The organism is Listeria grandensis (genome assembly GCF_014322885.1).
GTDB classification, from domain to species: Bacteria; Bacillota; Bacilli; order Lactobacillales; family Listeriaceae; genus Listeria_A; species Listeria_A grandensis.
The window spans coordinates 24,074-46,199 of the sequence record NZ_JAASUG010000003.1 but is presented as its reverse complement, the minus strand read 5'-3'; the positions used below and the strand labels follow the sequence as shown (position 1 = coordinate 46,199).

Here is a 22,126-nt window from a genome sequence, read left to right as displayed (position 1 = left end):
TGGGTAGGAAGATGCGTTGGGGATATATTCTTAGTAAGTTAAATCAAGGTTTGATATAGTAGAGGAAACAGGTACATATTGTTTTAGTAGGACTCTAGTTGTAGTGAAAGTTCCAACTAGAGTAGCTTACTGAAATGGCGAATCTATTTTATGATAGTTGTATAGTAAAGCAAGGAGGACATAATCATGAGAGGAATTATTATTGGAGTATTAGTCGCAGCCCTTATTATTGCGATCATTGTTTTCCTTTGGCCCGCGATTATGGCGGCGCTCGGAGCTGCACTTGGCTACTGGGCTTGGAAGCAATTAATGGTAGCAAATAGTGTAGGAGAAAAGATTTTATACGGTGTACTTATCGGTGTCGGAGCGTTAGTTATTTTGTCTAACTTGCATGGTATTGTTACTGTGGCCATCGTTGTCGCATTGATTTACTTCTTAACAAGAAATAAGCGCAAGACAACCAACTCGAATACATTTGATTATTGATATATAACTAAACAATTGGAGGAAATAACAATGACAAACTTTTTTAACAAATTCAAACAAGCTGTAAACAATGACTGGGATGCAATGAAAGAAAAACGTGAAGAGAAGAAACGTAACTCAGTATCTTATTATATGGACCAAACAAAGAAAGAAATGAAAGATATTGAACGCGCGGTGGACAAACAACGTGAGTTGAAATCTTTGTTCTATAAAGAATGTACGGAAATTGAGAAATACATCGAAAAACGCGAGTATCAAGCTGGTATCGCGGAAGAAGCTGGAGAAACAAAGCTCGCTAATTTTGCAAAAGAAGAAGTAGCGCAATATAAAGAACAATTGGCTACAACCCAAGGCCATTACGACAGCGCGTCGGAGCAACTAGATAAACTAGAGCTACGAATGCACGAAATGCGTTTGAAATGGAAAAACCTAAAAACACAACATCTTGCAGAAACGGCAGAGAAAAATGCAGCAGAAACAGCTGAAAAAATGGATAAAGTCATTCACGATATGAGCTGGGGAAGCGTAACAGACTATCACGAAGCACAAAAACAACGCGATCTTGCAGACACAGCTAAAAAGCAAGCAGATATGACAAGTGAGTTGTCGCAAACATTTGATGAACTGATGGCAGAGTTGGAAAAGAAAACAGCAAAAGGCAAAGAAGCTATCAAAGGAAAAACACAAGATTTTACACAAATGGTAGATGAGATCATCGAACGTGAGAAACAAAACTTCAAGAAGAAAGATAATGCATCGATGGAAGACATGTTAGAGGATCTAGAACGCGATGCGAAGAAACAAGCCAAAGCGGAAAAATCAGAAGAAGAAAAAGAAGTTTTAATTCCTGAGCTTGAGAAAAAAGATCCAGAAGAAAAGAAAGAACAAGAATAGATTGATTCATAGAAGGATACGGTGCGTCTAGCTACTTAGGTGCACCGTATCCTTTTTTAGTATAGCTTGTTGATTGGCGCATGAGTAAAGCTGTTTCTTATTTTCACCACTGGTATGCTTATATATTGGGATTGGGGGTAAATATAAAAACGAAAAGTGGTTGCATTTTTTCGAATAAGTTGTATAATAATTGGTATAGACCAGTTATAGAAGGGATGATTATGAATGACTTCAAAAGTAATCAAGAACGCAGTAGTATACACAGGCGATTCCGTTATCCAAGACGGTTTTGTGAGGTTTGATAAGACTGTAACTGAAGTAGGACCGATGTCGAGTTATCAAGAAGTGGCGAATGAGGAAATCCTTGATGCAAAAGGTCAGAAATTAGTTCCTGGATTTATCGATGTGCATTCACATGGTGGTTATAGTTTTGATGCGATGGATGCGAACCCTGAAGAGCTAAGAAAGCAAGTTCGAAGCATGCTAAATGAAGGAATCACAACATATTTTGCAACAACAATGACGCAATCCAATGAGAATATTGAGAAGGCGTTAAAAGTTATCGACGAAGTAGCAAAAGACGAGCCACTGATTGGTGGGATTCATTTAGAAGGACCCTTTGTGTCGCCGGTATTTAAAGGGGCGCAACCGGAAGAATATATTACAGCACCAGATTTGGAATTATTTAAAAAATGGTTTAAGGTAAGCGGTGGTCGTATCAAATTGGTGACGTATGCGCCAGAACATAGTACATCACCAGCATTTGAAGATCTTTGTATCGAGCTTGGTGTCGTGCCCTCTGTTGGACATTCAAACGCGGTTCGTGCGGAGTTGATCCATAGTAAAGCGAGCCATGCGACACATATGTACAATGCGTGTCGTCCGCTTCATCACCGTGAACCAGGCGTTGTCGGGCACGTTATGTTAGAGCCTAGCATTCATGCGGAATTGATCGTAGATGGGATTCACGTGCATCCTGACATGATTAAATTGGCTTATAACGTGAAAGGTCCGAAACGAATTGCGATTATTACGGATTCCATGCGCGCAAAAGGAATGCCAGATGGTGATTATGAGCTCGGCGGTCAGAAAGTATATGTGAAAGATCGTCAGGCGCGTTTGGAAGATGGAACACTAGCAGGTAGTGTGTTGACGTATGATGATGCTTTCCGAAATATGATCCAATTCACTGGTTGTTCGGTGGAAGATGCGGTATTAATGTCATCTGTTAACCAAGCAGAAGAGTTTAAACTGGATTCAAAAGGTGGTATTGCGGTAGGCAAAGATGCCGACTTTAACCTTTTGGACGATGCCCTTGAAATTCAAGCTACCTATTCATTTGGTAAAAAACATAGTAAACAGTAGGAGGAAACCATTCATGAACATTATTGTAAAAGATTCAAAAGCAGAAGCATCAAAGGAAGCTTTCCAAATTATTGAGAAAGCAATCCAAGCTGGTGAAGCGAAAACATTAGGCTTAGCAACAGGAAGTACACCAACAGATTTATATAAAGAATTTGTGAAAAGTGACGTAGATACATCAAAGCTAGTATCTGTAAACTTAGATGAATATGTGGGCTTGGCGGAGAATGATCCAAACAGCTATCATTTCTATATGAATGATGTTTTATTTTCAAAAAAGAAATTTCAAAAAAGTTATTTACCAGATGGTTTAGCAACCGATGCCGATGCGGAATGTGCTCGTTATGAGCAGATTTTAGCGGACAATCCAATCGATATTCAAGTGTTGGGAATTGGTACGAACGCGCATATTGGTTTTAATGAGCCAGGTACGCCATTTGAAACGCCAACGCATAAAGTGTTGTTAACAGAATCAACACGTGAATCGAATAAGATTTATTTTGAACGTGAAGAAGATGTGCCAACGCATGCCTATTCGATGGGAATTAAGTCGATTATGGGTGCAAAAAAAATTATTTTGCTAGCATTCGGTGAAAATAAAGCGCAAGCAATTAAAGATACGGTGGAAGGTAAAGTAGATGTTCAAATTCCTGCGTCTGTCTTACAGAACCATCCAGATGTGACGATTGTTGTCGATAAGGCAGCAGCATCACTTTTATAAGCAATAGAGAGCACCAAGCTAGTTCGTTCTTACAAGAATGGCATAGCTTGGTGTTGTATGATATAATTCACTTCTACAAAAAAGAAGGTGTAAAAATGATAGATAAGTCATCGGGAATACCCATTTATATTCAAATCCAAGGTGAAATTAAACAGAAAATAGAAAATGGCACGTGGCAAGTTGGAAAAGCTATTCCTGCAGAGCGTCAGTTAGCCGAGATGTTTCATGTGAGCCGGATGACGGTTCGCCAAGCTATTCAAGGGCTTGTGGATGACACGATTCTGCAACGCCGTGTTGGTGCTGGAACATACATTGCTGAGAAGAAGATGACGGAGCATTTGGAAGCTGTAACGAGTTTTACGAATTTAATGATTCATGAGGGCAAGACGCCATCATCACGGATTGTTTCGTATGGTATCAGGCCCGCGAGCGTACAAGAACGGGAGGCCTTGCAATTACCTGAAAATAGTAATGTGATGCGGATTGAACGGATTCGTTACGGTGACAAAATTCCGATCTTGTTTGAGGTTGTTGTCGTTCCAGAAAACATTGCTTCGCTATTGAATAAAGAAGATATTATGGACTCGCTATATGAGGCTATTTTGTCGAAACTGGGCCAAAATATCGGTGAAGCAGAACAAATTATGGAGGCCGCGCTTGTTTCTGAAAAAGTGGCGCCATATTTGGATGTAAAACTAGGTTCTCCAGTGATGAAATTACGACAAATTACATTTTTACAAGATGGTAGACCATTTGAGTTTACTCGTTCACAATATGTTGGTAATAGGTTTCAATTTGTGGCGCGGGTCAAGCAATAACAGAACTGGAATAACCAGAACATGAATGATGTTCCGGCTATTCCAGTTTTATTTTTGCGCGTTTTTATGGTATAAAGAACAAGATAAGTAGGACGATAAGTTGTATTATCCGTTTTTTACAAGTCTTGGCGTTACTTAACTAGCCACAAAGTATAGCTTTATTCCAAAATGAAGAAAAAAAAGTTATTGAAAAACATACCTAAAAAATGAAATAATAAGGTTCTTGCGAGGAGGAGAAAAAAATGAACAAATTGTATTTAGACTTACTGACAGATAAAAAGAATAAGCGACTAGTTATTTTGCTAGACTATCTTGTAAAGTCTCGTCATCCAAGCACAATCGAGGAACTAGCAGATGTGGTTAATGTCAGCATAAAAACATTAAAAAAAGATTTGGAAATTTTAGAAGACGTATTTCCAGAAGGGGTGTGGCTTGCGAATATTGGAAATAAGAGTGTTTTACTGGAATGGCAAGCTGCATTTTCCATCAGTGATTTTATTCAGAGTTTCATCGGTAACAGCCCTTTATTTCAAATTCTGGATGCGATGTTTCGGGGAGAGCATTTTTCAGTGGCGCAGTGGAGTGAGAAACTTTGGATTTCTGAAATGACATTACGCCGTTATACTAATACACTTGTGAAAATAATAAAACCATATAAACTAGATTTGGAGACAGCTCCACTTCAACTTGCTGGGAAGGAAAGCGATATTCGGTGTTTCTATTTTAGTTATCTTAATCAACGGAAGCAAACGGATGTCCTGTCAGCGAGTGTGGAGGAGAAGAAAGTGATTTCTCATTTCTATAAAAAAATGTTGGAAAAAGCGGAAAAACGACTAGATCGAGTGTTGCACCTAGATTATCATCGCATGGTGTCATGGCTTGGCGTTATCACACAGCGGTTGGAGAATAGTAATTATATTAAGCTGAGTGAGGCGTTGAAAGGTGAGATTTCAGAGGAGAGTAGCTATCAAATTTTTAGACAACTATATGAGGACGAGTTGATGGTGAATTTTGAGTTTGGAAGTATTCCGGAAGATGAGATGATCTATGCGTATATCATTTGTTTGGATAGTGTTGTCTATAAGTTGAATGATGGAAAGCACTTTCAGATGCGCGGGGAAGATAGATGTATAGAAATATATGAGGATTTGTTCGCATGGAGGCATTTACAGCACCTAGGAATTCCTGCTACAAAATTGGAGCATGCTCACGCAAGTTTTATTGCTTTCACCGAAAATCTTACGTTACTCACACAAATATCGGAAGTATTCCAAAAGAATTCATATGAGCTTAATGTCTATACGAAGTCTGAATATCCATACACGTATCGTTACTGGTTGGATCAATTGACACAAAATGAACATGTGAAGGATTTGCCAATCGCTTATCGGGAAGATGTAGCTGTGAGTTTGACGATGCTAACGTGTGCGTACCGTGGGGAAGAGAATTACCGGAATAAAACAATCCTGTTTGCTTTCTCTGGGGAGTCGACTTATATGAATTATTTGATGACACGTGTCAGACAACATATCCCGCATGGTGTGAAATATGATTTTCTTTTTAATGAGGAGATAACGGAAGAGGCAATCCGGGAGCGTGATGTCGATATATTTTTGCATAATTATGATATTGAAGGAAATCTGAATAATTGTTTATCACTGCGGATTTCACCTTTTCCGACGGTTCGAGAGTTGGAATTTATTAATAAGTTAATTGTGGATATGCCTTCTGATATTATGCATATGACGTACGATGCTTACAGTGAGAACTTGATTACCGGATAAGATGATGGAGGAGTAAATATGAAAAAAACGATTTTGATATTGGTATGTTTTATTAGTATGTATGTGGTTAAAAGTCCAGTTTTTGCGGAGGAGCCGGCCTTTTCTGTGAAGGCGGTTTTACCTGCGAATCAACAAGGTGACGCCACGAGTTATTTTAATTTAAAAATGAAGCCAGGACAGGAACAAGAGTTAGAAGTGGCGCTTCATAACGCTACAGATAAGGATTTGACGATTGAGGCTGCGGCCAATACAGCATTTACGAATGGGAATGGTATCGTGGATTATAATGCGACCAAACGACCGATGGATGAGTCACTCAAACATGGTTTCGGGGCGCTGGCTGAAATCGCCGAGAAAGAAATCATCGTGAAAGCGAAATCGAAGGCGACGGCTAAAATAAAGGTCAAGATGCCGGATGAGGAGAAGAATGGTGTCATCTTAGGGGGGATTGTCTTCTCGGAAAAAGAGCAGGCGACGGATGGGGCTGAGAGCGCTAAGTTACAAAATCGGTTTTCCTATACAATTGGCGTCGTGCTTTCGCAAAATGATACGTTGGTAAAACCTAATTTGAATTTAGGAGAAATAAAAGCAGCACAGCAAAATTATCGCAATAAAATAACGGCAAACTTACAAAATGATCAAGCCGTTATCATACGGGACTTGGCGATAAAAGCAGAGGTATTCCGTGAAAATGGTAGTAAGGCACTATTCGAGCAACAGTCAAAGAAGTTACGGATGGCACCGAATTCTAATTTTGATTATGCGATTCATACACAGGATCAACCACTAAAGCCTGGCAACTATACATTAAAATTGACAGCAGCTTCGGGGGAAGATAGTTGGGCTTGGGAACGCGATTTTAAAATAGACAAGGAAACGGCCAGCGATTTGAATGATACGGCGCTAGATTTGGATAAAGGAGGTTGGTCCACGATTGGATTTATCGCCGCCATTATTATTTTATTAGGATTGGTGATAGTGTTGTTTTGGAGACAACATGAGACGAAGAAGAAACTAGGAATGAAGAAGAGGAGTGAGGAAGATGAAAGTTGACCATCATTTTGACGATATTGCTATTTTTCAGGTGGAGTTTACAGATAAGAAAAACCGGTGTCATAACCGCTGGATTGCCGTGCATGATCACGGGGAAGCAAATCCACGCCATATCTTAGAGAAGAAATTTCAACGTTTTGATGCAGTCAAAGTCAGGAATATTGATGAATGGGATGTTGGACTATACTTACGACCGGAGTAGGTGGAACGATGGATGGATTGTTATTTTTGCAAGATAAGGAAGAGGAGTCATTCGGAGGCGACATATACAACCAGATGATTTGTTTGGATTATATCGGTTTGATTGAGGCAGAATTTCATGATGAGTATGTCATTTTTAAAGGATATACAGAGCAAGGTTCATATATTGCTAAAACGTTGACGAGAAAGGAGGTGAGCTTTTGAAAAGGCAAAGAAATTCGAGTATGTGTAGAGGCTTGCTTTTCGTAGTAGTCGTTTCACTCGGGATTTCAGGACATCAATATGTGGAGGCCACAACGGGCAAGTCCGATATTAATATACGAATTGTCGAAAATGAATTGGAAGTAGTGGAAGAAGCACCTGTAGATGAGGTAGGATTGCCACATACTGGAGATAATAATTCTGTTTTTTCATTAATTATAGGCGGAATATTAATTATATTAAGCTTAATATACATGAGGGAACGAAAAATTAGAGAGTGAAAGAGGTTGAGTAGATGATGAAGCAGAAGAAAATGATGGCAGGTTTAACGATTTTTGGAATGACGATAAGTATATATGCTGCGGGCGCTGGTGCTGCAGAATTTGATGGTCCGGATAAGGCGACGAGTGAGGCGACGGTGAACGTTTTACCAGGTAGTGGTGTGGTAGACCCGCCGATTACTAATCCAATTGATCCGGAATTACCGGAGTTGCCAATCGATCCGGTTAATCCGATTGAGGGGCCATTGCGTATTAATTATGTGTCAGATTTAAATTTTGATGATCATACGCTGACAGGAAGAGAGGAAACGATCTTTTCTAACGATGATGTCGTTGGTGATACTACGATTCCGGCTTTTGTGAATGTGGCGGATTTACGTGGAACAGGAACTGGATGGACATTAAAAGTATCGCAAACCGGTGAATTAGTAGAAGGTGGCGAATTACAATTCAAGCCTGTGTATAACGGTGCCGATGATAAGATTACAACGGTAGGCGGCAACTTGAATAGCGATGGGGACGAAATTGATATTGCGATTGCTTCTGAAAATGGTGGTATGGGCTCGAACTCGATTCTGCTTGGTGGAACGGACGGTGTGGCACTTGTGATTCCGCATGATGCTAAGGCTGGGGATTATAATGCAGCGCTTCATTGGAACGTTGTTGCTGATCCAACAACATGATTAAATAACTCAATATAGCTGAATCCGCGCTTGCGTACGGCGAGGGTTTGGCGGAATGGAAGCCGGGAGTCTTTGAGGAGGTTCTGGGCTTCTTTTTTGAAGCAAATTAATTTCGTAAATAAATGGGGCATGGTATCTTAGGAGGGTAGATGTTTTTTTCGCGAAGAGAAGGGGTGTGAATAGTGAGAAAAATTTTATGGTGGGGGACGGGGCTTTTTCTAGTGGTCTGCTTCTTCTGTCTTTCGCCAACTGTGGCAAATGCCCATGCGTACTTGCAAAGTTCGACGCCAGTGGACCAGTCGACGCTTGATCAGGCGCCAAAAAAGGTCGTATTAACATTCACCGAGATGATTCAAAATGAGTATCCTTCGATCATTATTAGGGATTCAAAAGGAAATCGTGTGGAAAAAGGAAAAGCGTTTATTAATCCAGAAAATGATCATGTTGTTGAGGTCGGCGTGCAAGATTCGCTACCAGCAGATGTTTACAGTGCGGAATGGCGTGTGGTATCAGCTGATGGACATCCGGTTTCTGGGGTTATCTCTTTTAAAGTCGGCAAAACGGATAAAAGTTTTGCGACAGGTTCGGAAATAGGTGGAAATGCAACATCTGCTTGGCCAAGCACGATAGTAAAAATGGTTTTATACATAGGCTTTAGTTTGATTGCAGGGGTACTGTTGTTTTTCTTGGTGTTGTATCGGGGAATGATCGACAAACGGTTATCTAAAAGAGCGGGACGCGTGCTGTATGTTGGCGCTGGACTACTCACGCTTGGTTTCCTGTTATTTTTGCCCGTGCAAGTTCAGATCTATACAGGTGGGAAAGTACTGGATATTGGGGCCATGGGGCAACTTATTCGTCATTCTGGAATCGGACATTTATGGTTACTCCAGATGGTGTCATTTTTATTATTAATTGCGAGTTTTATCGTTATTTTTCGGAAAAATTGGTTGGGACGCACGTGGTTATGGCTGGTACCGCTTTGTTTGTTCGCGGTAATCTTGTTTGCTAAAGCGATGCAGGGACATGCGGCGGGGAGCTCGGATAAAAGTATCGCGATTCCGATGGACTTTCTGCATTTAGTCAGTGCTTCTGCGTGGGTCGGTGGTATTTTGGTCTTGTTCGTCCTTTTGCGGAAAATGCCGGAGGAGGCGCAACTTACTTGGAACCGGTTTAGCCCATGGGCGGCAAGCTTCGTCGGATTAATTATTGTGAGTGGGCTATTGATGAGCGTGATGAATTTGGGATCGATGCCGAAGCTGTTTACGACGGAGTATGGCAAGGTTATTTTGTTGAAAGTGGCGTTGTTCCTCGTGATGGGCGCGCTTGGATTGGTGCATTATTTGTACATGCGGCAAACTGGGAAAATGATGTCGGCAAAAACGATGGTCGCTGAGTTTGGCATTGGTTTTGTGATTCTTGGCGTGGCGGCATTTTTGACGAATGTACAGACACCACCGCCCGCGCCGCCGGTTGCTTTTTCGCAAGAAATGGCGACGGATTCCGGTTTTGTCTCACTGAAAATCGCGCCGGCAATCGTTGGTGATAACACGTTCCTTGTTGTGTTTACAGATCGTGATGGGCAAGTCCGGACGGATTTTCAGAAAGTGACGTTGACAGCGACTCCGAGTGGTGGCAAAAAACCAAGCGAATTCGAAGCGCTCCAAAATGCGCAAAAGGAATACGTGGCAAGTGGTTTATATTTGAATGCGACAGGGCGTTGGAAAATCAAGATTCATGCGCTTGCCAATGATTTTTCAGAGGTGGATAAAACGTTTACAATCAAAATAAAGCAATAAGGGAGAGTGGCAGGAATGAAGAAATGGATGACAGGTTTATTGACGGGTGCGATGTTGGTGATCTCGCCGGTGTTGGCTAGTGCGCACGTGACAGTTGCACCAACGGAATCAACGACAGGCGCTTGGGAAACGTATACGGTGAAAGTGCCTGTGGAAAAGGATAGCCCAACGACGAAATTGGTTATTAAAATTCCAACAGGTGTTGCGTTTCAGTCCTATGAGCCGGTTCCTGGATGGAATGTAGTGGTTAACAAGGCTGACAACACGGTGACATGGACGGCGACGGCAGGTGGCATTAAGAATGGTCAATTTCAACGCTTTAGTTTTGTCGCGCAAAATCCAGACAAAGCCGAAACAGTAGATTGGAATGCCTATCAATACTATCAAGATGGTTCCATTGTGGAATGGACGGGAAATGAGGACGCAGATTACCCACATGCGACTACTACGATTTCTAAAGCTGTATCGGATAGCGCGACCGATTCTCACGGGAAAAAAGCAAGCGAAGCGGCAACAGAGGATGATAAGCGTACGACTTCTGTGATACAATGGATTTCGCTAGGCATTGCTAGTTTAGCATTTGTTCTAGCTTTATGGACTTTTATAACAAAGCGAAAAAAATAACAGGAGGTTGGAAAGGGCATGACAAGCGATAAAGTTTGGGCAATTCTTTCTTATGCGAGCCATTTCTTTTTACCAATTGTATTCCCTGCTGTTGTATGGATGTTGGTTAAATCGGCGTACGTGAAACAGCATGCGAAAACGGTATTATTGGTCGACTTGGTTCCGACAGCAGTTAACATTTTGTTTCTTGTTATTGTTGGATTATACGGATTCTCAACAAAAGACAGCTCAGGGATGGTATTTATTACTATGTTTATGCTATTTGTAATCGTTGTTGTCAATGTTACCATTTTCATCTGGATAATTGTCAGAATTGTGAAGGTAGCAACAAATAAAATCTAAATAAAGGACGTCAGAGCTTGAAAGTTCGGCGTTTTTTTGTTAAATTGAAAGCATCAGAGAGGGTGAGGGCATGGATAGAGAAATTGTTGGGCTCGCAATTGGTGAGCCAAAAGAGATGCCAGTTGGTAAAAAGAAATCAATGATGACAGGGATTATCAAACAACCAGTAGAAAAAGCCATGTTAACGCAATATGGGTTTGTAAACGATCGTTCGCATGATTTAAGGCATCACGGTGGGCCAGATCGTACCGTGTGCATTTATCCTGCTGAGCATTACACGCGTTGGAATGAACAATTTCAAATAGCATTACCACACGCAGCATTCGGAGAAAATTTAACCGTAACCAATATGCTTGAAAAAGATGTCTGCATTGGGGATGTATTTCGGATTGGTAGGGCGATCATCCAAGTGACAGAGGCGCGCAATCCATGTGCCACGATTGGTAAACGAAATGATTTATCTGAATTATTCAAAGAAGTTAGAAATACAGGGTTTACAGGATATTTATGTCGTACGATTGAAGTGGGCGAGATTTGCCTTGGTGACAAGTTAGAATGTATTGAACGCTCGGATGATTTGGTGACAGTTGCTTTTTGTCATGAGAACATTTTGCATGGACATGGGACAGAAGAAGAACTCATTAGAATCTTAGAAGTAGAGGCGCTTTCAGAGCGTTATCGTTTTGATGTCGAGACCCGTTTGATCAATCTAGTTACTTAATCAAAAGTGCAGAATCACGGTACTTACTTTATATGTTAGTTTTCTTTTTGGTTATAACATGATATAATTACTAGGAATGAAAGCGTTATAAATCAAATGAAGGTGGGAATAAAAGATGACATTAGGGGTTTATATCAATTTTAAAACAGAGGCGCGTGAAGCCATTGCATTTTATGGTCAGATTTTCGGATCAGAATGCACAGATTTGATGACGTATGGTGATCTTCATGGGAAAGAAGAAGGTGGACCAGAAATGGATGACGCGACTAAGAAATTAGTGATGAATGCGAGTATTCAAATCGAGGGAGATACCGTTATGTTCTCCGATACACCGCCGTTCATGGCCGATTTCATACCTGGAAATAACGTGACACTTGTGTTAGATACGAAAGATGCGGATAAACTTACGCGTTATTTCGATGCTCTATCGGAAGGTGCTACGAAAGTGATGCCGTTACAAAAAACGTTCTGGTCTGAGAAATTCGGCCAGTTAACAGATAAGTACGGAATCGGTTGGTCCTTTAATTTATCTGCATAAAAAAGTGTTTGTGCTCTGTCGACAAGACAAGGCGCAAACACTTTTTTTTATGGCGTATTCTCTTCCTTTTTCTTACTATGAAGGAAGGTTTGGATCATTTGGATTTCTGATTCTGTTAGCGTGCCAGCTTGCTCGATACTTTTTGTGATTTTAGTTATTTTTTCGGAGCTATTAAGCCTTTTGTGATTGTTCGTGATAAAGCTACGAATGGTAGAAGTAAGCATCCCGATAAAACCGATTCCAAAAAGCATGAGCAACACGGCGAGGAAGCGACCAAGGCCAGTGACTGGAACGATATCGCCATATCCGACGGTTGTTGTTGTAACGATAGAGAACCAAAGTGCATCAGGGTAGTTCTTGATGCTGGGCTCGACGAAAATGAGTGGGATAGGGATGAGTATCACGAGAATGACAAAGGTGTTGACCATCCGATTAAAGCCGTTCGTACGCAAGAAACTATACAGTGGGATAATGTAGCGCTTTCCAATAGCTGTTAGTCGCAATATCCGAATGAGGCTAACAACACGAGCCAAGCGGAAGAAACTATATACTGGTAAAATAGCGATTAGTTCAAAGAGATGAGTTTTAATGTATTCTATTTTATTTTCAGCACGAATCAATCTTGCAAAATAATCCACCGCAAAAACGGCCCAAATAACAATATTAAGAACGTTTACTGCTGGGGAGTGTATCGGGATGGTTAGGAGAGAGAGGATGACTAAAACGAGCATAAATAATTCATAAAAAATACTGCGACGTGGAGCTTTCAACCGATTCCCTACTTTCTTCAAGTTATTTATTCATTCTACCATAAAAAACGAAACTAGAACAAAAGGGATCTCCACAAAAATAAGCAGAATTCACGTTATCCTCTTTTTACACAGGGCGTGGATTCTGCTTATGTTTAGTTGAGATCTATCGGATGCGTAACCGATTTTGCTTACTACGGCTAGCGAGTAGACATAGGTAGGTCATCAAGGCGAACATCATGGTGATAATTAAGCTATGTGCCAGAGCGACATACAGATTGACATTGGTAACCACGGACATGATACCCGTAAACGCTTGGGCTACTACGAAAATAATTTCGAGCACCATCGCATATTTTAGGACGCGATAATGGCTGTACTCTCGGAATACAATCCAAGTGACATACAAAATCCACACGACAAGGATGAGAGCGGCGAGGCGGTGTAAATATTGTACATAATCTTGCACATTGGTTGGCATGACGAACTTACCGTTCTCAAAGGGCCAGGCAGGTACGGCGAGGCTTGCTTTTTCATGACGTACGAGAGCGCCGGTGTAGACCGAGAGATATGTGTAAATCGTGAGCAGGTAGATGTTCACTTTTAGCTTTTTGCCAATGACCATGTTTCTGGCGTCGAACTTGTTGTCTACTTCAAAGATAAGGAGACAAAGTAAGACGATGGCAGCATAGCAAATGATCGAAATGCCGAAGTGTAGCGCCATGATGTAAGGATTTTGTCCCCACATAACGGCTGCAGCTCCCATGAAGGCCTGCAATACTAGGAATGCAACAGCAATAATCGCAAGTGGTTTCGTTTCGCGACGATCTTTAATATAAATCCAAGCTAGAATGGCTAAAACAATAACGAAAATAGAGCTAATTCCTGTTGTGAGTCGGTGCATAACCTCGATAATTTTTTCTGGTGTAATGTCTGTTAGGCGAACAAATTGTCCATTACAAAGTGGCCAAGTATTACCACAGCCGTCTGCAGAACCTGTCTTTGTCACGAGCGCGCCGCCGAACACAACGAATGTCATGCACAGAATTGTCAGCACGGACCAGACTTTTAGAAATGTTTTCATGTTGGATGGTTTCCTCCTTCGTATGTATTAATTCAAAACTGAGCATACAAATAAATTGCATTGCCATATACTATCTCATTTTAACTTGTTTGAAGGTGTAAGTAAAGAGTGTGGCTTGTGAAATCAGAAGGCGAACCAAAAGTTGCATAGGCAGTTCTTCTTGCTCAAATGAAGCTTAATGGCTTGACAATTAGGGTGTTTATTTCCGATAATAGTTAGGATGGCGTTCATAAGGATATTGTGAACTAATAAGCAATCATAGACCTAATAATCTATGTGAGAAATTTGTAAAGTGCAACACAAGCTAAGGGGGAAAACAAGTGAATCAAATGGAGAAGACAGCAAATGTGGATACTGCTGCGAAGTTCACTGTGAAAGATTTTACGGAACTCGTGAAGATTGGGATTGTTAATTCCAACACGATTACAGCTTTTACAGGGATGTGGCTCGCATTTCAGTTAACGAACGTTTCGTTTATGCAGAATCTCGACGTTCTTATTTTTACAATTTTGGGGTCAGGAATGGTCGTGGCTGCGTCGGGTGCGTTTAATAATGTAATTGATCGCGATATTGACGGGATCATGGAACGGACGAAAAATCGCCCAACGATGACGGGTAAAATTTCTGGGAAACGGGCGCTTCTCATCGCGGCGGTTCTTGGTATTGTCGGTGAAGCATTGCTATTTATGACAACGTGGCAGGCTGGTGTCATCGGCTTGATTGGTATTTTCCTATACGTCGTTGTTTATTCTATGTGGGCCAAGCGGAAATTGGTCAGTAATACAGTGATTGGTAGTTTTTCGGGTGCTGTGCCGCCGCTTATCGGTTGGTTTGCAGTAGAGCCGACGTTTAGTGCTGTACCGATTATGTTGTTCCTCGTTATGTTCTGCTGGCAACCACCGCATTTTTATGCGATTGCGATTAAGCGGAAAGAGGAGTATGCAGCAGCCGGTATTCCTATGCTACCCGTTGTAAAAGGCATCGAACGGACAAAATGGAGTACGCTTTTCTGGGTGGTACTTTTGACGATTTTACCGTTTTTCATGTGGGAACTGGGCCTTGTCTATGTCATTTTGGCGACAGTTTTAAACGTTATTTGGTTAGCGTTATGCCTGTATGGATTCAAAATGGAAGACAGCATGAAGTGGGCGCGAATCAGCTTTGTATACTCGATTAATTACATGACTATTTTGTTCGTATCGATGGTCATTATCGGTGTATTTTTATAAGACAAAAGCCTGACTTTGCGGTCGGGTTTTTTATTGCGAAAAAATTCGCTTTTCTTACTAGTAATTTTGACGAAAAGCCGATACAATAGAGAGAGTAGCATGAAGGAGTGCAGAAGTCTATGCGATTTATTTTACGAACACTTTCTGTGGTGGTGGTGTGTCTTTTTGTCGGCTATTACACGGATCTATTTTTTGAAACGCCTACAGATGTAAATTCTGTGGAAGATAAGGCTGTGCAACAAGGGAATGTAGATAAAAATAAAACAAATGAGAATGATCCAAAAGCGGAGACGGCAACTAGTCTTGCGACTTATATTAATAAAGATATATCAGTTCTGGAGAAGAAATACGGCGATCCAAAGCGGGTTGATGAGTCTCCATATGGGTATCAGAATTACATTTTCCATCAAACAGATGACCAGTATATGCAGGTCGGTGTGGTTAATCAGAAGGTACAAACGATTTATGGTCTCGGTGATAAGTTGCCGCTAGCGCCGTTTAAAATCGGGATGGCGACGGAAAAAGTTTTTCTGAATATGAAATTGCAGTCGGAGATTACGTTTAATTACGAGGACAATTACTATCGGTTTGAGTTGTCGGAGGATGAGCTTAATATTCGGCCGCTCATCAGCCTTGGAAATGGTGTGTATGCACAGGTGAATTTTGATAAATTTGAGTCAAAGGTCATCAGTGTGCGCTATTTCAATAAGCTGTCGCTGATTAAGATGCATCCGTACGAAATGACGTATCAAGGGGATATTTTTAAAGATGTTGTGACGGACGCGGAATGGGACAAGATTGATAAAGCGTCGGACCAGCAAGTATTTGATATTTCGAATATTTTCCGTAGTCGCTACGACAAGAAGCAGTTGGATTGGAACGAAGCGGTTGCCAAAGTAGCGTATGGGCATAGTGTGGATATGTATCAGAACAAATATTTTGATCATGATTCACCGACATACGGTTCGCTTGGCGATCGGATGAGTCGCGCGGGTGTCGATTATCAGAAGGCAGCGGAGAATATTGCATCGAATTATTTGGATGCTCCGGCGGCAGTAGAAGGTTGGTTGAACTCGGCTGGACACCGCAAGAACTTGTTTGATGATAGTTTCACGGACATGGGGGCTGGAACTTATCGGAAATTTTACACGCAGAACTTCTTGCAAAAGTAAAGCGTTTTTTGCAGAATCGTGTTATAATGGAGCTTGTAATTTGATTTACGATGGAAAGAAGGTGGCAAGATGCTTGCTACAATGGAAAATCTGGCGCTACTCGATATGTCAGATGACCTTGCATCGATGATTTTGGAGTCAGTAGAAGCGGATCGATATCGCGAATGCTTACACCAAATGACGACAAGTTTACCAACCGATCAGCGTATTAAGCGCTTGGCAAAGATAAAGGAACAATACGATGAAGTGCAACGTTTTGGTCGCTATCATCCGGATTATAAAGAAGTGAATCGTTTGGCTCGTCAATATAAACGTGAGGTTGACATGGATGAATATGTCGCAGCGTTTCGGCAAGCGGAGATGGATTTACAAAGTTTACTCGATGAAATTAGTTTTATTTTGGCAGATGCTGTCTCGGAAAATATTAAGGTTCCAACTGGAAATCCGTTTTTTGAATCCAAGTCTTCTTGTTCTACAGGTGGATGTGGCACAGGCGGCGGTTGTAGTTGCTCAGCTTAAGAGGGAGGAAAGGCAATGGAGAATGAACGTCAATCCATTATTATTTGGATGAATCATTTGAAACAAGTACGTTCTTTAAAGCGTTTTGGAAATGTGCACTATGTTTCTAGGAAATTGAAATATGCGGTGTTGTATTGTGATATGGTTGATGTGGAAGAAATTTCAGCTAAATTATCGCGGTTCCATTATGTGAAACGTGTGGAATTATCGTATCGGCCGTTTTTAAACACGGAATACGAATCGAAGAAAGACATGAAGTTTCGTGACCGCATGGAAGACGTACAAATCAGTATTTAATAACAATAGCGGCATGATTCGGCCTTGTTTTTGCGAGGCTGGGTGATGTCGTTTTGTATTTTGGAGGTACATATATAGATGAGAGTTATTGCTGGAGAACGTAAAGGGCATCATTTGAAGGCGGTGCCAGGAACGAATACAAGACCGACCACGGATAAAATTAAAGAGTCGCTATTTTCGATTATTGGCCCTTTTTTTGATGGGGAGAAGGTGCTTGATTTGTTTGCTGGAAGTGGCGGATTGGGTATCGAAGCGCTCAGTCGTGGGGCAAGCGAGTGCGTGTTTATTGACCAGGCGCAAGCGGCGATTAAGACGGTACACGGGAATGTGGCGGCATGTCATCTGGAAGAACGGTCGCATATTTTTAGGAATGAAGCGAAGCGGGCGCTTAAAGTTTTGACGAAGAATGAGTGGTCGTTTGATCTAATTTTTTTAGATCCGCCATACAAGAAGCAGCAGTTGGAGCAGCTTTTGACGTCGCTTGCGGAGCTTGCGTTGGTGAACGATGCGGCATTAGCTATTTGTGAGCATGATGCGGATGCGTTGTTGCCGGAAATCGTGGCGGGATTTAAAAAAATTCGGGAAGAGCGCTATGGCATTACGGTGCTGTCGATTTTCGAATATGAGAAGGAAGTGGCCGAAAATGAATAAAATCGCGGTTTGTCCGGGTAGTTTTGACCCGATTACGAATGGACATTTGGATATTATTACGCGCGCGGCAAAGGTTTTTGATGTGTTGTACGTGGCCGTTTTGAATAATTCGTCGAAGAAGTCGTTGTTTGATGTGGAAGAACGGATCTATTTGATGGAGCAGGTAACAAAGCATCTACCAAATGTGCACGTGGAAAGTGCGTCGGGATTGCTTGTCGATTATGCGAAGCAAAAAGAAGCGGATGTGATTGTGCGCGGGTTGCGGGCGATTAGTGATTTTGAATATGAGATGCAGATTACATCGATGAACCGCGTGTTGGATGATCACATTGAGACGTTTTTCATCATGACGAGTTCGCAGTATTCCTTTTTAAGTTCGAGTATTGTAAAGGAAGTGGCGCAGTATGATGGTAATATTGCTGAACTTGTACCACCGATCGTGCACCAAGCGCTGTTAAATAAACTAGGAATACAGGAGAAAAAAGATGATTAAAAAGAATTGGAAAAAACTCTTAGCTGGGCTGATCGTCTTGGCTTTAGTTGTCGCATTTTTTGTACCGTTACCATATTATGTTACGAGACCGGGGAGCGCCGACAAGTTGAGTCCGCTCGTTTCAGTGGAAGGATACCCGAGCAATAGTGAAGGCGTATTTCGTTTGGTGACGATTGCGATGGGGCAAGCCAACATATACGCTTATTTAGCGGCGAAAGTGTTGCCATATCAGGAGATTGAGAAAGAATCCGATGTTCGTGGAGAAAATGAGACGGATGAAGAATATAATGTACGCCAATTATCGCTCATGAATCAGTCGAAAAACAACGCGATCCAGGTGGCTTATAAAGCGGCGGGGAAATCGGTGAAGGTGGAGTATCGCGGTGTTTATGTGCTCAGTGTGATGCCAGATGCACCGGCAGCGAAATATTTAGCTGCAGGAGATTTGATTACGGCCATCGATGGTAAGACGTTCGAATCTAGTGCCGAGTTTATTAAATATGTCCGCAGTAAAAAAGTGGGGGACAAAGTCGAGATCAGCTACAAACATCAAGATAAATCTGAAAAAGCATCGATTGAACTGATTGACATTGATAAAAAAGGAATGCCTGGCATCGGAATCTCACTCGTTGATGACCAAAAGCTAGTGACCGATCCTAAAATAACGATTGACTCCGAAAAAATCGGCGGGCCATCCGCGGGTTTGATGTTCACGCTTGAAATTTATAATCATTTTGGTAAGACCGATTGGACAAAAGGGCATAATATTGCAGGCACGGGAACCATTGATGTAGACGGGAATGTGGGCCGAATCGGCGGTATTGATCAAAAAATTGTTGCAGCAGATCGCGATGATGTCGAAATTTTCTTTGCTCCAGATGATACAGTGACGCCAGAAATGAAAAAGGCGGACCCTAAGGCTGTGAGCAATTATCAAGACGCGGTGAAAACAGCGAAAGCGATTGATTCCAAGATGAAGATCGTCCCTGTAAAGACATTCCAAGAGGCACTAGATTATTTAAAAACAGTGACCGAGAAAAAATAGAGACCAGAGAAAAACTTTGACCGCTTGGGTCAAAGTTTTTTTCTATATGGTGATGTGTGATAATCGCGTAGAAGTTGGTCTCCTAAGCTTGGTGAAAGTGAATACAGTTTTGTCGCTAAAACATCTTTTTGAATGAGTGCTGGGTCGGTTTTTGAGGCGGTGCTGACAATCGGCAAAGTAGCTACTTTTTTAACTTGGCTGAGGTATCTTTGCCCTGCGGAGGACATACCTAAAAGGCGAATATAATTTTGTATAGGCGCTTTTGTTTGTGCTTGTTGTGCGAGTATTTGCAAGGAGATTCGCTTGATTCGAGCGCTGCTGTAACGCTTTGTTGTCACAGCGCCTAGGAATTCATCGAAATTTGTTGCAAGTTGCGTTGCTTGTTGCAGACGGTTCTCAATGCCTTCAGAAACGCCGCGTATGGCCTGTAACTGACTTGTTGGCGCCATCATCAATTGATAACGCAGTAACGGCCAAAAATCATCCCATGACACGAAGGAGTATGTCTCACGGTATTTGTGCAAAATCGCAAGTGTGGTTTCGGGTACGTATTGTTTCACTGATTGCCAATCGTTCGCTAGTAACATGCGGCGTATAGCGGTCGCGCTAGCAATAGAATGGTGCGCCGGGCTTTCATCATGGTAGCCTGCATTTTGCCGAGTCATCGTTGCAATTTCTATCCTTTTTCGTTGCTCGATGATAGCCCGCGTATAGTGGAATCCCAGTATGTTATTAGGTTGTGCTAAATCAAGCGCTAAATTGGGTGCTATTTCGCGAATTGCTAAATTCCAAGCTACAGCATAACTATTCGCCTTATCCTCCAAGAAACGACCCATAGCGGCTTTAAAAGGTATACTTTGTTCTGTCAACAACTTTGCAGTCTGAGTAAAGGCGTCCGCATCTCCATTTTCACTTCCAAAAAAGAGCGTCTGCACACCAAGCGCATCTAGAATGTCAACCGCACCGTTTGCAAAAATATCTGCTTGTTGCGTAGCGAAATGAAACGGCAATTCTACTACAAGGTCGACACCAGCATCGATAGCCATTTGCGCGCGCTCCCATTTTGGAAGAAGAGCTGGCTCGCCACGCTGTAAAAAAGAACCGCTCATTACCGCAATGATAACATCGGCATCGGTTTGTTTCCGAGCTTCCCGCAAATGCAAGAGGTGCCCATTATGAAAAGGATTATACTCTACGATAATGCCTGTTGCTTTCAAAATTATCAACTCCATGTCACAATAGTAATAGGTGTTTTGATATTTAAATGAGTCAAGGTAACCTATATTTGATCTCGAAAAAGATAGATGTTTTTAAGAAACTTGTCGATGCTTACCTTCGATTACTTCCAGAATACCATAAAATCGCGCATGATAACATGGTTCGCTTAATAAATAGGGATTGACAAAAGGCTTAGAAAAGTCTATAATATTTTTTGTTGCGCTTGGAGTGATAAACGATGAAATGGTCATTAATTCAACTACAGAAATACCGTGGTAAGAAAGTGCCGTTTGAGCAGGAAATAGATGTGGCAGAATACTTGAAAGAGCATAATCACGATGTCCGTGAAGCAAGTCTTGTACGTGTTTCAGGAGATATTACAGTGCGCCAAGATTCTGTGTTAATCAATCTTGTTTTGGATGGAACGCTGACATTGCCATGTGCCAGAACATTTGAAGATGTTCTTTATCCGTATCATATCGAATCTATCGAAACGTATGTGAACAAAGAGGAGAAGGTACTGGATGAGATGCATCACCTTATGGATGGCGATAAAATTGATGCGTTACCGGTGATTGAAGAATTACTTTTGTTAGAAATTCCGATGCAAGTCTACAGCGATAACATAGAAAATGCGTTATCAGAAGGAAACGATTGGAATGTCGTGACAGAAGAAGAACTGGAGCAACAGGCAATACAAGCAGAAACAAAAGTGGATCCTCGTCTTGCAGGATTAGCCGATTTCTTTGATAAGAAAGAAGACTAATTCTAAGAGCTGGAATATATTTTAAGAGAAAGAAATTTTTCTTAGATGGATTGCGATGAGGGAGATATCCTAAAAGTCGCGAAGGAGGTGTATGGAAATGGCAGTACCTTTTAGAAGAACATCTAAAGCAAAAAAACGCAAGCGTCGTACGCACTTCAAATTACAAGTGCCTGGTATGGTTGAATGCCCAAATTGTGGCGAGTACAAACTTTCTCACCGTATTTGTCCTGAATGTGGTCAATATAACGGCAAAGAAGTAGTAGAAAGCAACTAATTATGCGTGAACAAAAGCAAGCGAAACGTACGCTTGCCCAAATAAAAAAACCAGAAGACGCCATGGATCTTCTGGTTTTTTTGTTGAGGTTCTTATGAAGCACCCTTCGCTGAATTAGAAC

At 41.5% G+C, this 22,126-nt stretch carries 28 protein-coding genes; 25 read left to right on the top strand and 3 right to left on the bottom strand.

Translation table 11 applies throughout. The features are described from left to right. Nucleotides 1-186: 186 nt before the first annotated feature. From HCJ54_RS05200 to HCJ54_RS05125, 16 genes are all read left to right on the top strand, one after another. Entirely contained in the window at nucleotides 187-486 is a 300-nt protein-coding gene (locus HCJ54_RS05200; protein WP_187136877.1) for a lmo0954 family membrane protein, read from the top strand. A gap of 30 nt (nucleotides 487-516) precedes the next feature. Beyond that, on the top strand, nucleotides 517-1,380 hold the full coding sequence (locus HCJ54_RS05195) for a PspA/IM30 family protein (protein ID WP_425324792.1): 864 nt from the start codon (nucleotides 517-519) through the stop codon (nucleotides 1,378-1,380). Between the two features lie 225 nt (nucleotides 1,381-1,605). Then, nucleotides 1,606-2,745 (top strand): N-acetylglucosamine-6-phosphate deacetylase, encoded by a 1,140-nt coding sequence (gene nagA, locus HCJ54_RS05190; RefSeq protein WP_187136876.1) that lies wholly within the window; start codon nucleotides 1,606-1,608, stop codon nucleotides 2,743-2,745. A gap of 13 nt (nucleotides 2,746-2,758) precedes the next feature. Beyond that, complete coding sequence (locus HCJ54_RS05185; protein WP_036064181.1) at nucleotides 2,759-3,463, top strand: glucosamine-6-phosphate deaminase; 705 nt, start codon at nucleotides 2,759-2,761, stop codon at nucleotides 3,461-3,463. 95 nt (nucleotides 3,464-3,558) lie between these two features. Continuing rightward, entirely contained in the window at nucleotides 3,559-4,281 is a 723-nt protein-coding gene (locus tag HCJ54_RS05180; RefSeq protein ID WP_185409043.1) for a GntR family transcriptional regulator, read from the top strand. A gap of 242 nt (nucleotides 4,282-4,523) precedes the next feature. Further along, a complete protein-coding gene (locus HCJ54_RS05175) occupies nucleotides 4,524-6,065 on the top strand; it encodes an AcpB/EbpR/MafR family transcriptional regulator (protein WP_187136875.1) in 1,542 nt (513 codons plus the stop codon). 18 nt (nucleotides 6,066-6,083) lie between these two features. Then, on the top strand, nucleotides 6,084-7,118 hold the full coding sequence (locus HCJ54_RS05170; RefSeq protein ID WP_187136874.1) for a WxLIP family cell surface protein: 1,035 nt from the start codon (nucleotides 6,084-6,086) through the stop codon (nucleotides 7,116-7,118). Then, entirely contained in the window at nucleotides 7,108-7,320 is a 213-nt protein-coding gene (locus tag HCJ54_RS05165) for a hypothetical protein (protein ID WP_036064191.1), read from the top strand. Before HCJ54_RS05170 ends, HCJ54_RS05165 begins: the two co-directional genes overlap by 11 nt. An 8-nt stretch (nucleotides 7,321-7,328) precedes the next feature. Further along, nucleotides 7,329-7,523, top strand: a complete 195-nt coding sequence (locus tag HCJ54_RS05160; RefSeq protein ID WP_036064194.1) for a hypothetical protein — start codon at nucleotides 7,329-7,331, stop codon at nucleotides 7,521-7,523. After that, nucleotides 7,520-7,801, top strand: a complete 282-nt coding sequence (locus HCJ54_RS05155) for an LPXTG cell wall anchor domain-containing protein (RefSeq protein ID WP_187136873.1) — start codon at nucleotides 7,520-7,522, stop codon at nucleotides 7,799-7,801. Before HCJ54_RS05160 ends, HCJ54_RS05155 begins: the two co-directional genes overlap by 4 nt. A 14-nt stretch (nucleotides 7,802-7,815) precedes the next feature. Then, nucleotides 7,816-8,484, top strand: a complete 669-nt coding sequence (locus HCJ54_RS05150) for a WxL domain-containing protein (RefSeq protein ID WP_187136872.1) — start codon at nucleotides 7,816-7,818, stop codon at nucleotides 8,482-8,484. 182 nt (nucleotides 8,485-8,666) lie between these two features. Continuing rightward, nucleotides 8,667-10,283 (top strand): copper resistance CopC/CopD family protein, encoded by a 1,617-nt coding sequence (locus HCJ54_RS05145; RefSeq protein ID WP_187136871.1) that lies wholly within the window; start codon nucleotides 8,667-8,669, stop codon nucleotides 10,281-10,283. Nucleotides 10,284-10,298: 15 nt separating this feature from the next. Beyond that, entirely contained in the window at nucleotides 10,299-10,907 is a 609-nt protein-coding gene (locus tag HCJ54_RS05140) for a YcnI family copper-binding membrane protein (RefSeq protein ID WP_187136870.1), read from the top strand. 18 nt (nucleotides 10,908-10,925) lie between these two features. Continuing rightward, nucleotides 10,926-11,249 carry a magnetosome magnetite crystal formation protein family gene (locus HCJ54_RS05135; protein WP_036064201.1) on the top strand — a complete coding sequence of 108 codons (324 nt, stop codon included), beginning with the start codon at nucleotides 10,926-10,928 and terminating at the stop codon, nucleotides 11,247-11,249. 70 nt (nucleotides 11,250-11,319) lie between these two features. Further along, entirely contained in the window at nucleotides 11,320-11,970 is a 651-nt protein-coding gene (locus HCJ54_RS05130; RefSeq protein ID WP_187136869.1) for an MOSC domain-containing protein, read from the top strand. Between the two features lie 115 nt (nucleotides 11,971-12,085). Continuing rightward, the gene (locus tag HCJ54_RS05125; RefSeq protein WP_185409034.1) at nucleotides 12,086-12,508 is read left to right on the top strand and encodes a VOC family protein; all 423 of its coding nucleotides are present in this window, start codon (nucleotides 12,086-12,088) and stop codon (nucleotides 12,506-12,508) included. A gap of 47 nt (nucleotides 12,509-12,555) precedes the next feature. On the opposite strand, the gene HCJ54_RS05120 is transcribed toward HCJ54_RS05125, so the two are convergent. Next, nucleotides 12,556-13,278, bottom strand: coding sequence for a potassium channel family protein (locus tag HCJ54_RS05120; protein ID WP_187137059.1), 723 nt, complete (start codon nucleotides 13,276-13,278; stop codon nucleotides 12,556-12,558). Nucleotides 13,279-13,423: 145 nt separating this feature from the next. Continuing rightward, a complete protein-coding gene (locus HCJ54_RS05115; RefSeq protein WP_187136868.1) occupies nucleotides 13,424-14,341 on the bottom strand; it encodes a COX15/CtaA family protein in 918 nt (305 codons plus the stop codon). Nucleotides 14,342-14,661: 320 nt separating this feature from the next. On the opposite strand from HCJ54_RS05115, the gene cyoE reads away from it, so the two are divergent. The 7 genes from cyoE to HCJ54_RS05080 all read left to right on the top strand — a co-directional run bounded on the left by cyoE (nucleotide 14,662) and on the right by HCJ54_RS05080 (nucleotide 19,747). Further along, complete coding sequence (gene cyoE / locus HCJ54_RS05110) at nucleotides 14,662-15,570, top strand: heme o synthase (RefSeq protein WP_185409032.1); 909 nt, start codon at nucleotides 14,662-14,664, stop codon at nucleotides 15,568-15,570. 119 nt (nucleotides 15,571-15,689) lie between these two features. Next, nucleotides 15,690-16,742 (top strand): CAP domain-containing protein, encoded by a 1,053-nt coding sequence (locus HCJ54_RS05105; RefSeq protein WP_187136867.1) that lies wholly within the window; start codon nucleotides 15,690-15,692, stop codon nucleotides 16,740-16,742. Nucleotides 16,743-16,811: 69 nt separating this feature from the next. Further along, nucleotides 16,812-17,261: a YlbF/YmcA family competence regulator gene (locus HCJ54_RS05100; protein WP_036064212.1), complete on the top strand. Its 450-nt coding sequence runs from the start codon at nucleotides 16,812-16,814 to the stop codon at nucleotides 17,259-17,261. Between the two features lie 15 nt (nucleotides 17,262-17,276). Beyond that, nucleotides 17,277-17,558 carry a DUF2129 domain-containing protein gene (locus HCJ54_RS05095; RefSeq protein WP_036064215.1) on the top strand — a complete coding sequence of 94 codons (282 nt, stop codon included), beginning with the start codon at nucleotides 17,277-17,279 and terminating at the stop codon, nucleotides 17,556-17,558. 78 nt (nucleotides 17,559-17,636) lie between these two features. After that, the gene (gene rsmD, locus HCJ54_RS05090; protein ID WP_187136866.1) at nucleotides 17,637-18,209 is read left to right on the top strand and encodes a 16S rRNA (guanine(966)-N(2))-methyltransferase RsmD; all 573 of its coding nucleotides are present in this window, start codon (nucleotides 17,637-17,639) and stop codon (nucleotides 18,207-18,209) included. Continuing rightward, complete coding sequence (coaD, locus tag HCJ54_RS05085) at nucleotides 18,202-18,702, top strand: pantetheine-phosphate adenylyltransferase (RefSeq protein WP_036064219.1); 501 nt, start codon at nucleotides 18,202-18,204, stop codon at nucleotides 18,700-18,702. Before rsmD ends, coaD begins: the two co-directional genes overlap by 8 nt. After that, a complete protein-coding gene (locus tag HCJ54_RS05080) occupies nucleotides 18,698-19,747 on the top strand; it encodes a SepM family pheromone-processing serine protease (RefSeq protein WP_187137058.1) in 1,050 nt (349 codons plus the stop codon). Before coaD ends, HCJ54_RS05080 begins: the two co-directional genes overlap by 5 nt. A gap of 29 nt (nucleotides 19,748-19,776) precedes the next feature. Here HCJ54_RS05080 and HCJ54_RS05075 read toward each other — a convergent pair whose 3' ends face one another. Then, entirely contained in the window at nucleotides 19,777-20,964 is a 1,188-nt protein-coding gene (locus HCJ54_RS05075) for a nucleotidyltransferase (RefSeq protein WP_187136865.1), read from the bottom strand. Between the two features lie 239 nt (nucleotides 20,965-21,203). Between HCJ54_RS05075 and HCJ54_RS05070 the strand changes: the two genes are divergently transcribed. Both HCJ54_RS05070 and rpmF read left to right on the top strand, forming a co-directional pair. After that, a complete protein-coding gene (locus tag HCJ54_RS05070; RefSeq protein WP_036064223.1) occupies nucleotides 21,204-21,731 on the top strand; it encodes a YceD family protein in 528 nt (175 codons plus the stop codon). Nucleotides 21,732-21,828: 97 nt separating this feature from the next. Continuing rightward, on the top strand, nucleotides 21,829-22,005 hold the full coding sequence (rpmF, locus tag HCJ54_RS05065; RefSeq protein ID WP_036064226.1) for a 50S ribosomal protein L32: 177 nt from the start codon (nucleotides 21,829-21,831) through the stop codon (nucleotides 22,003-22,005). The last annotated feature ends 121 nt before the right edge of the window (nucleotides 22,006-22,126 follow it).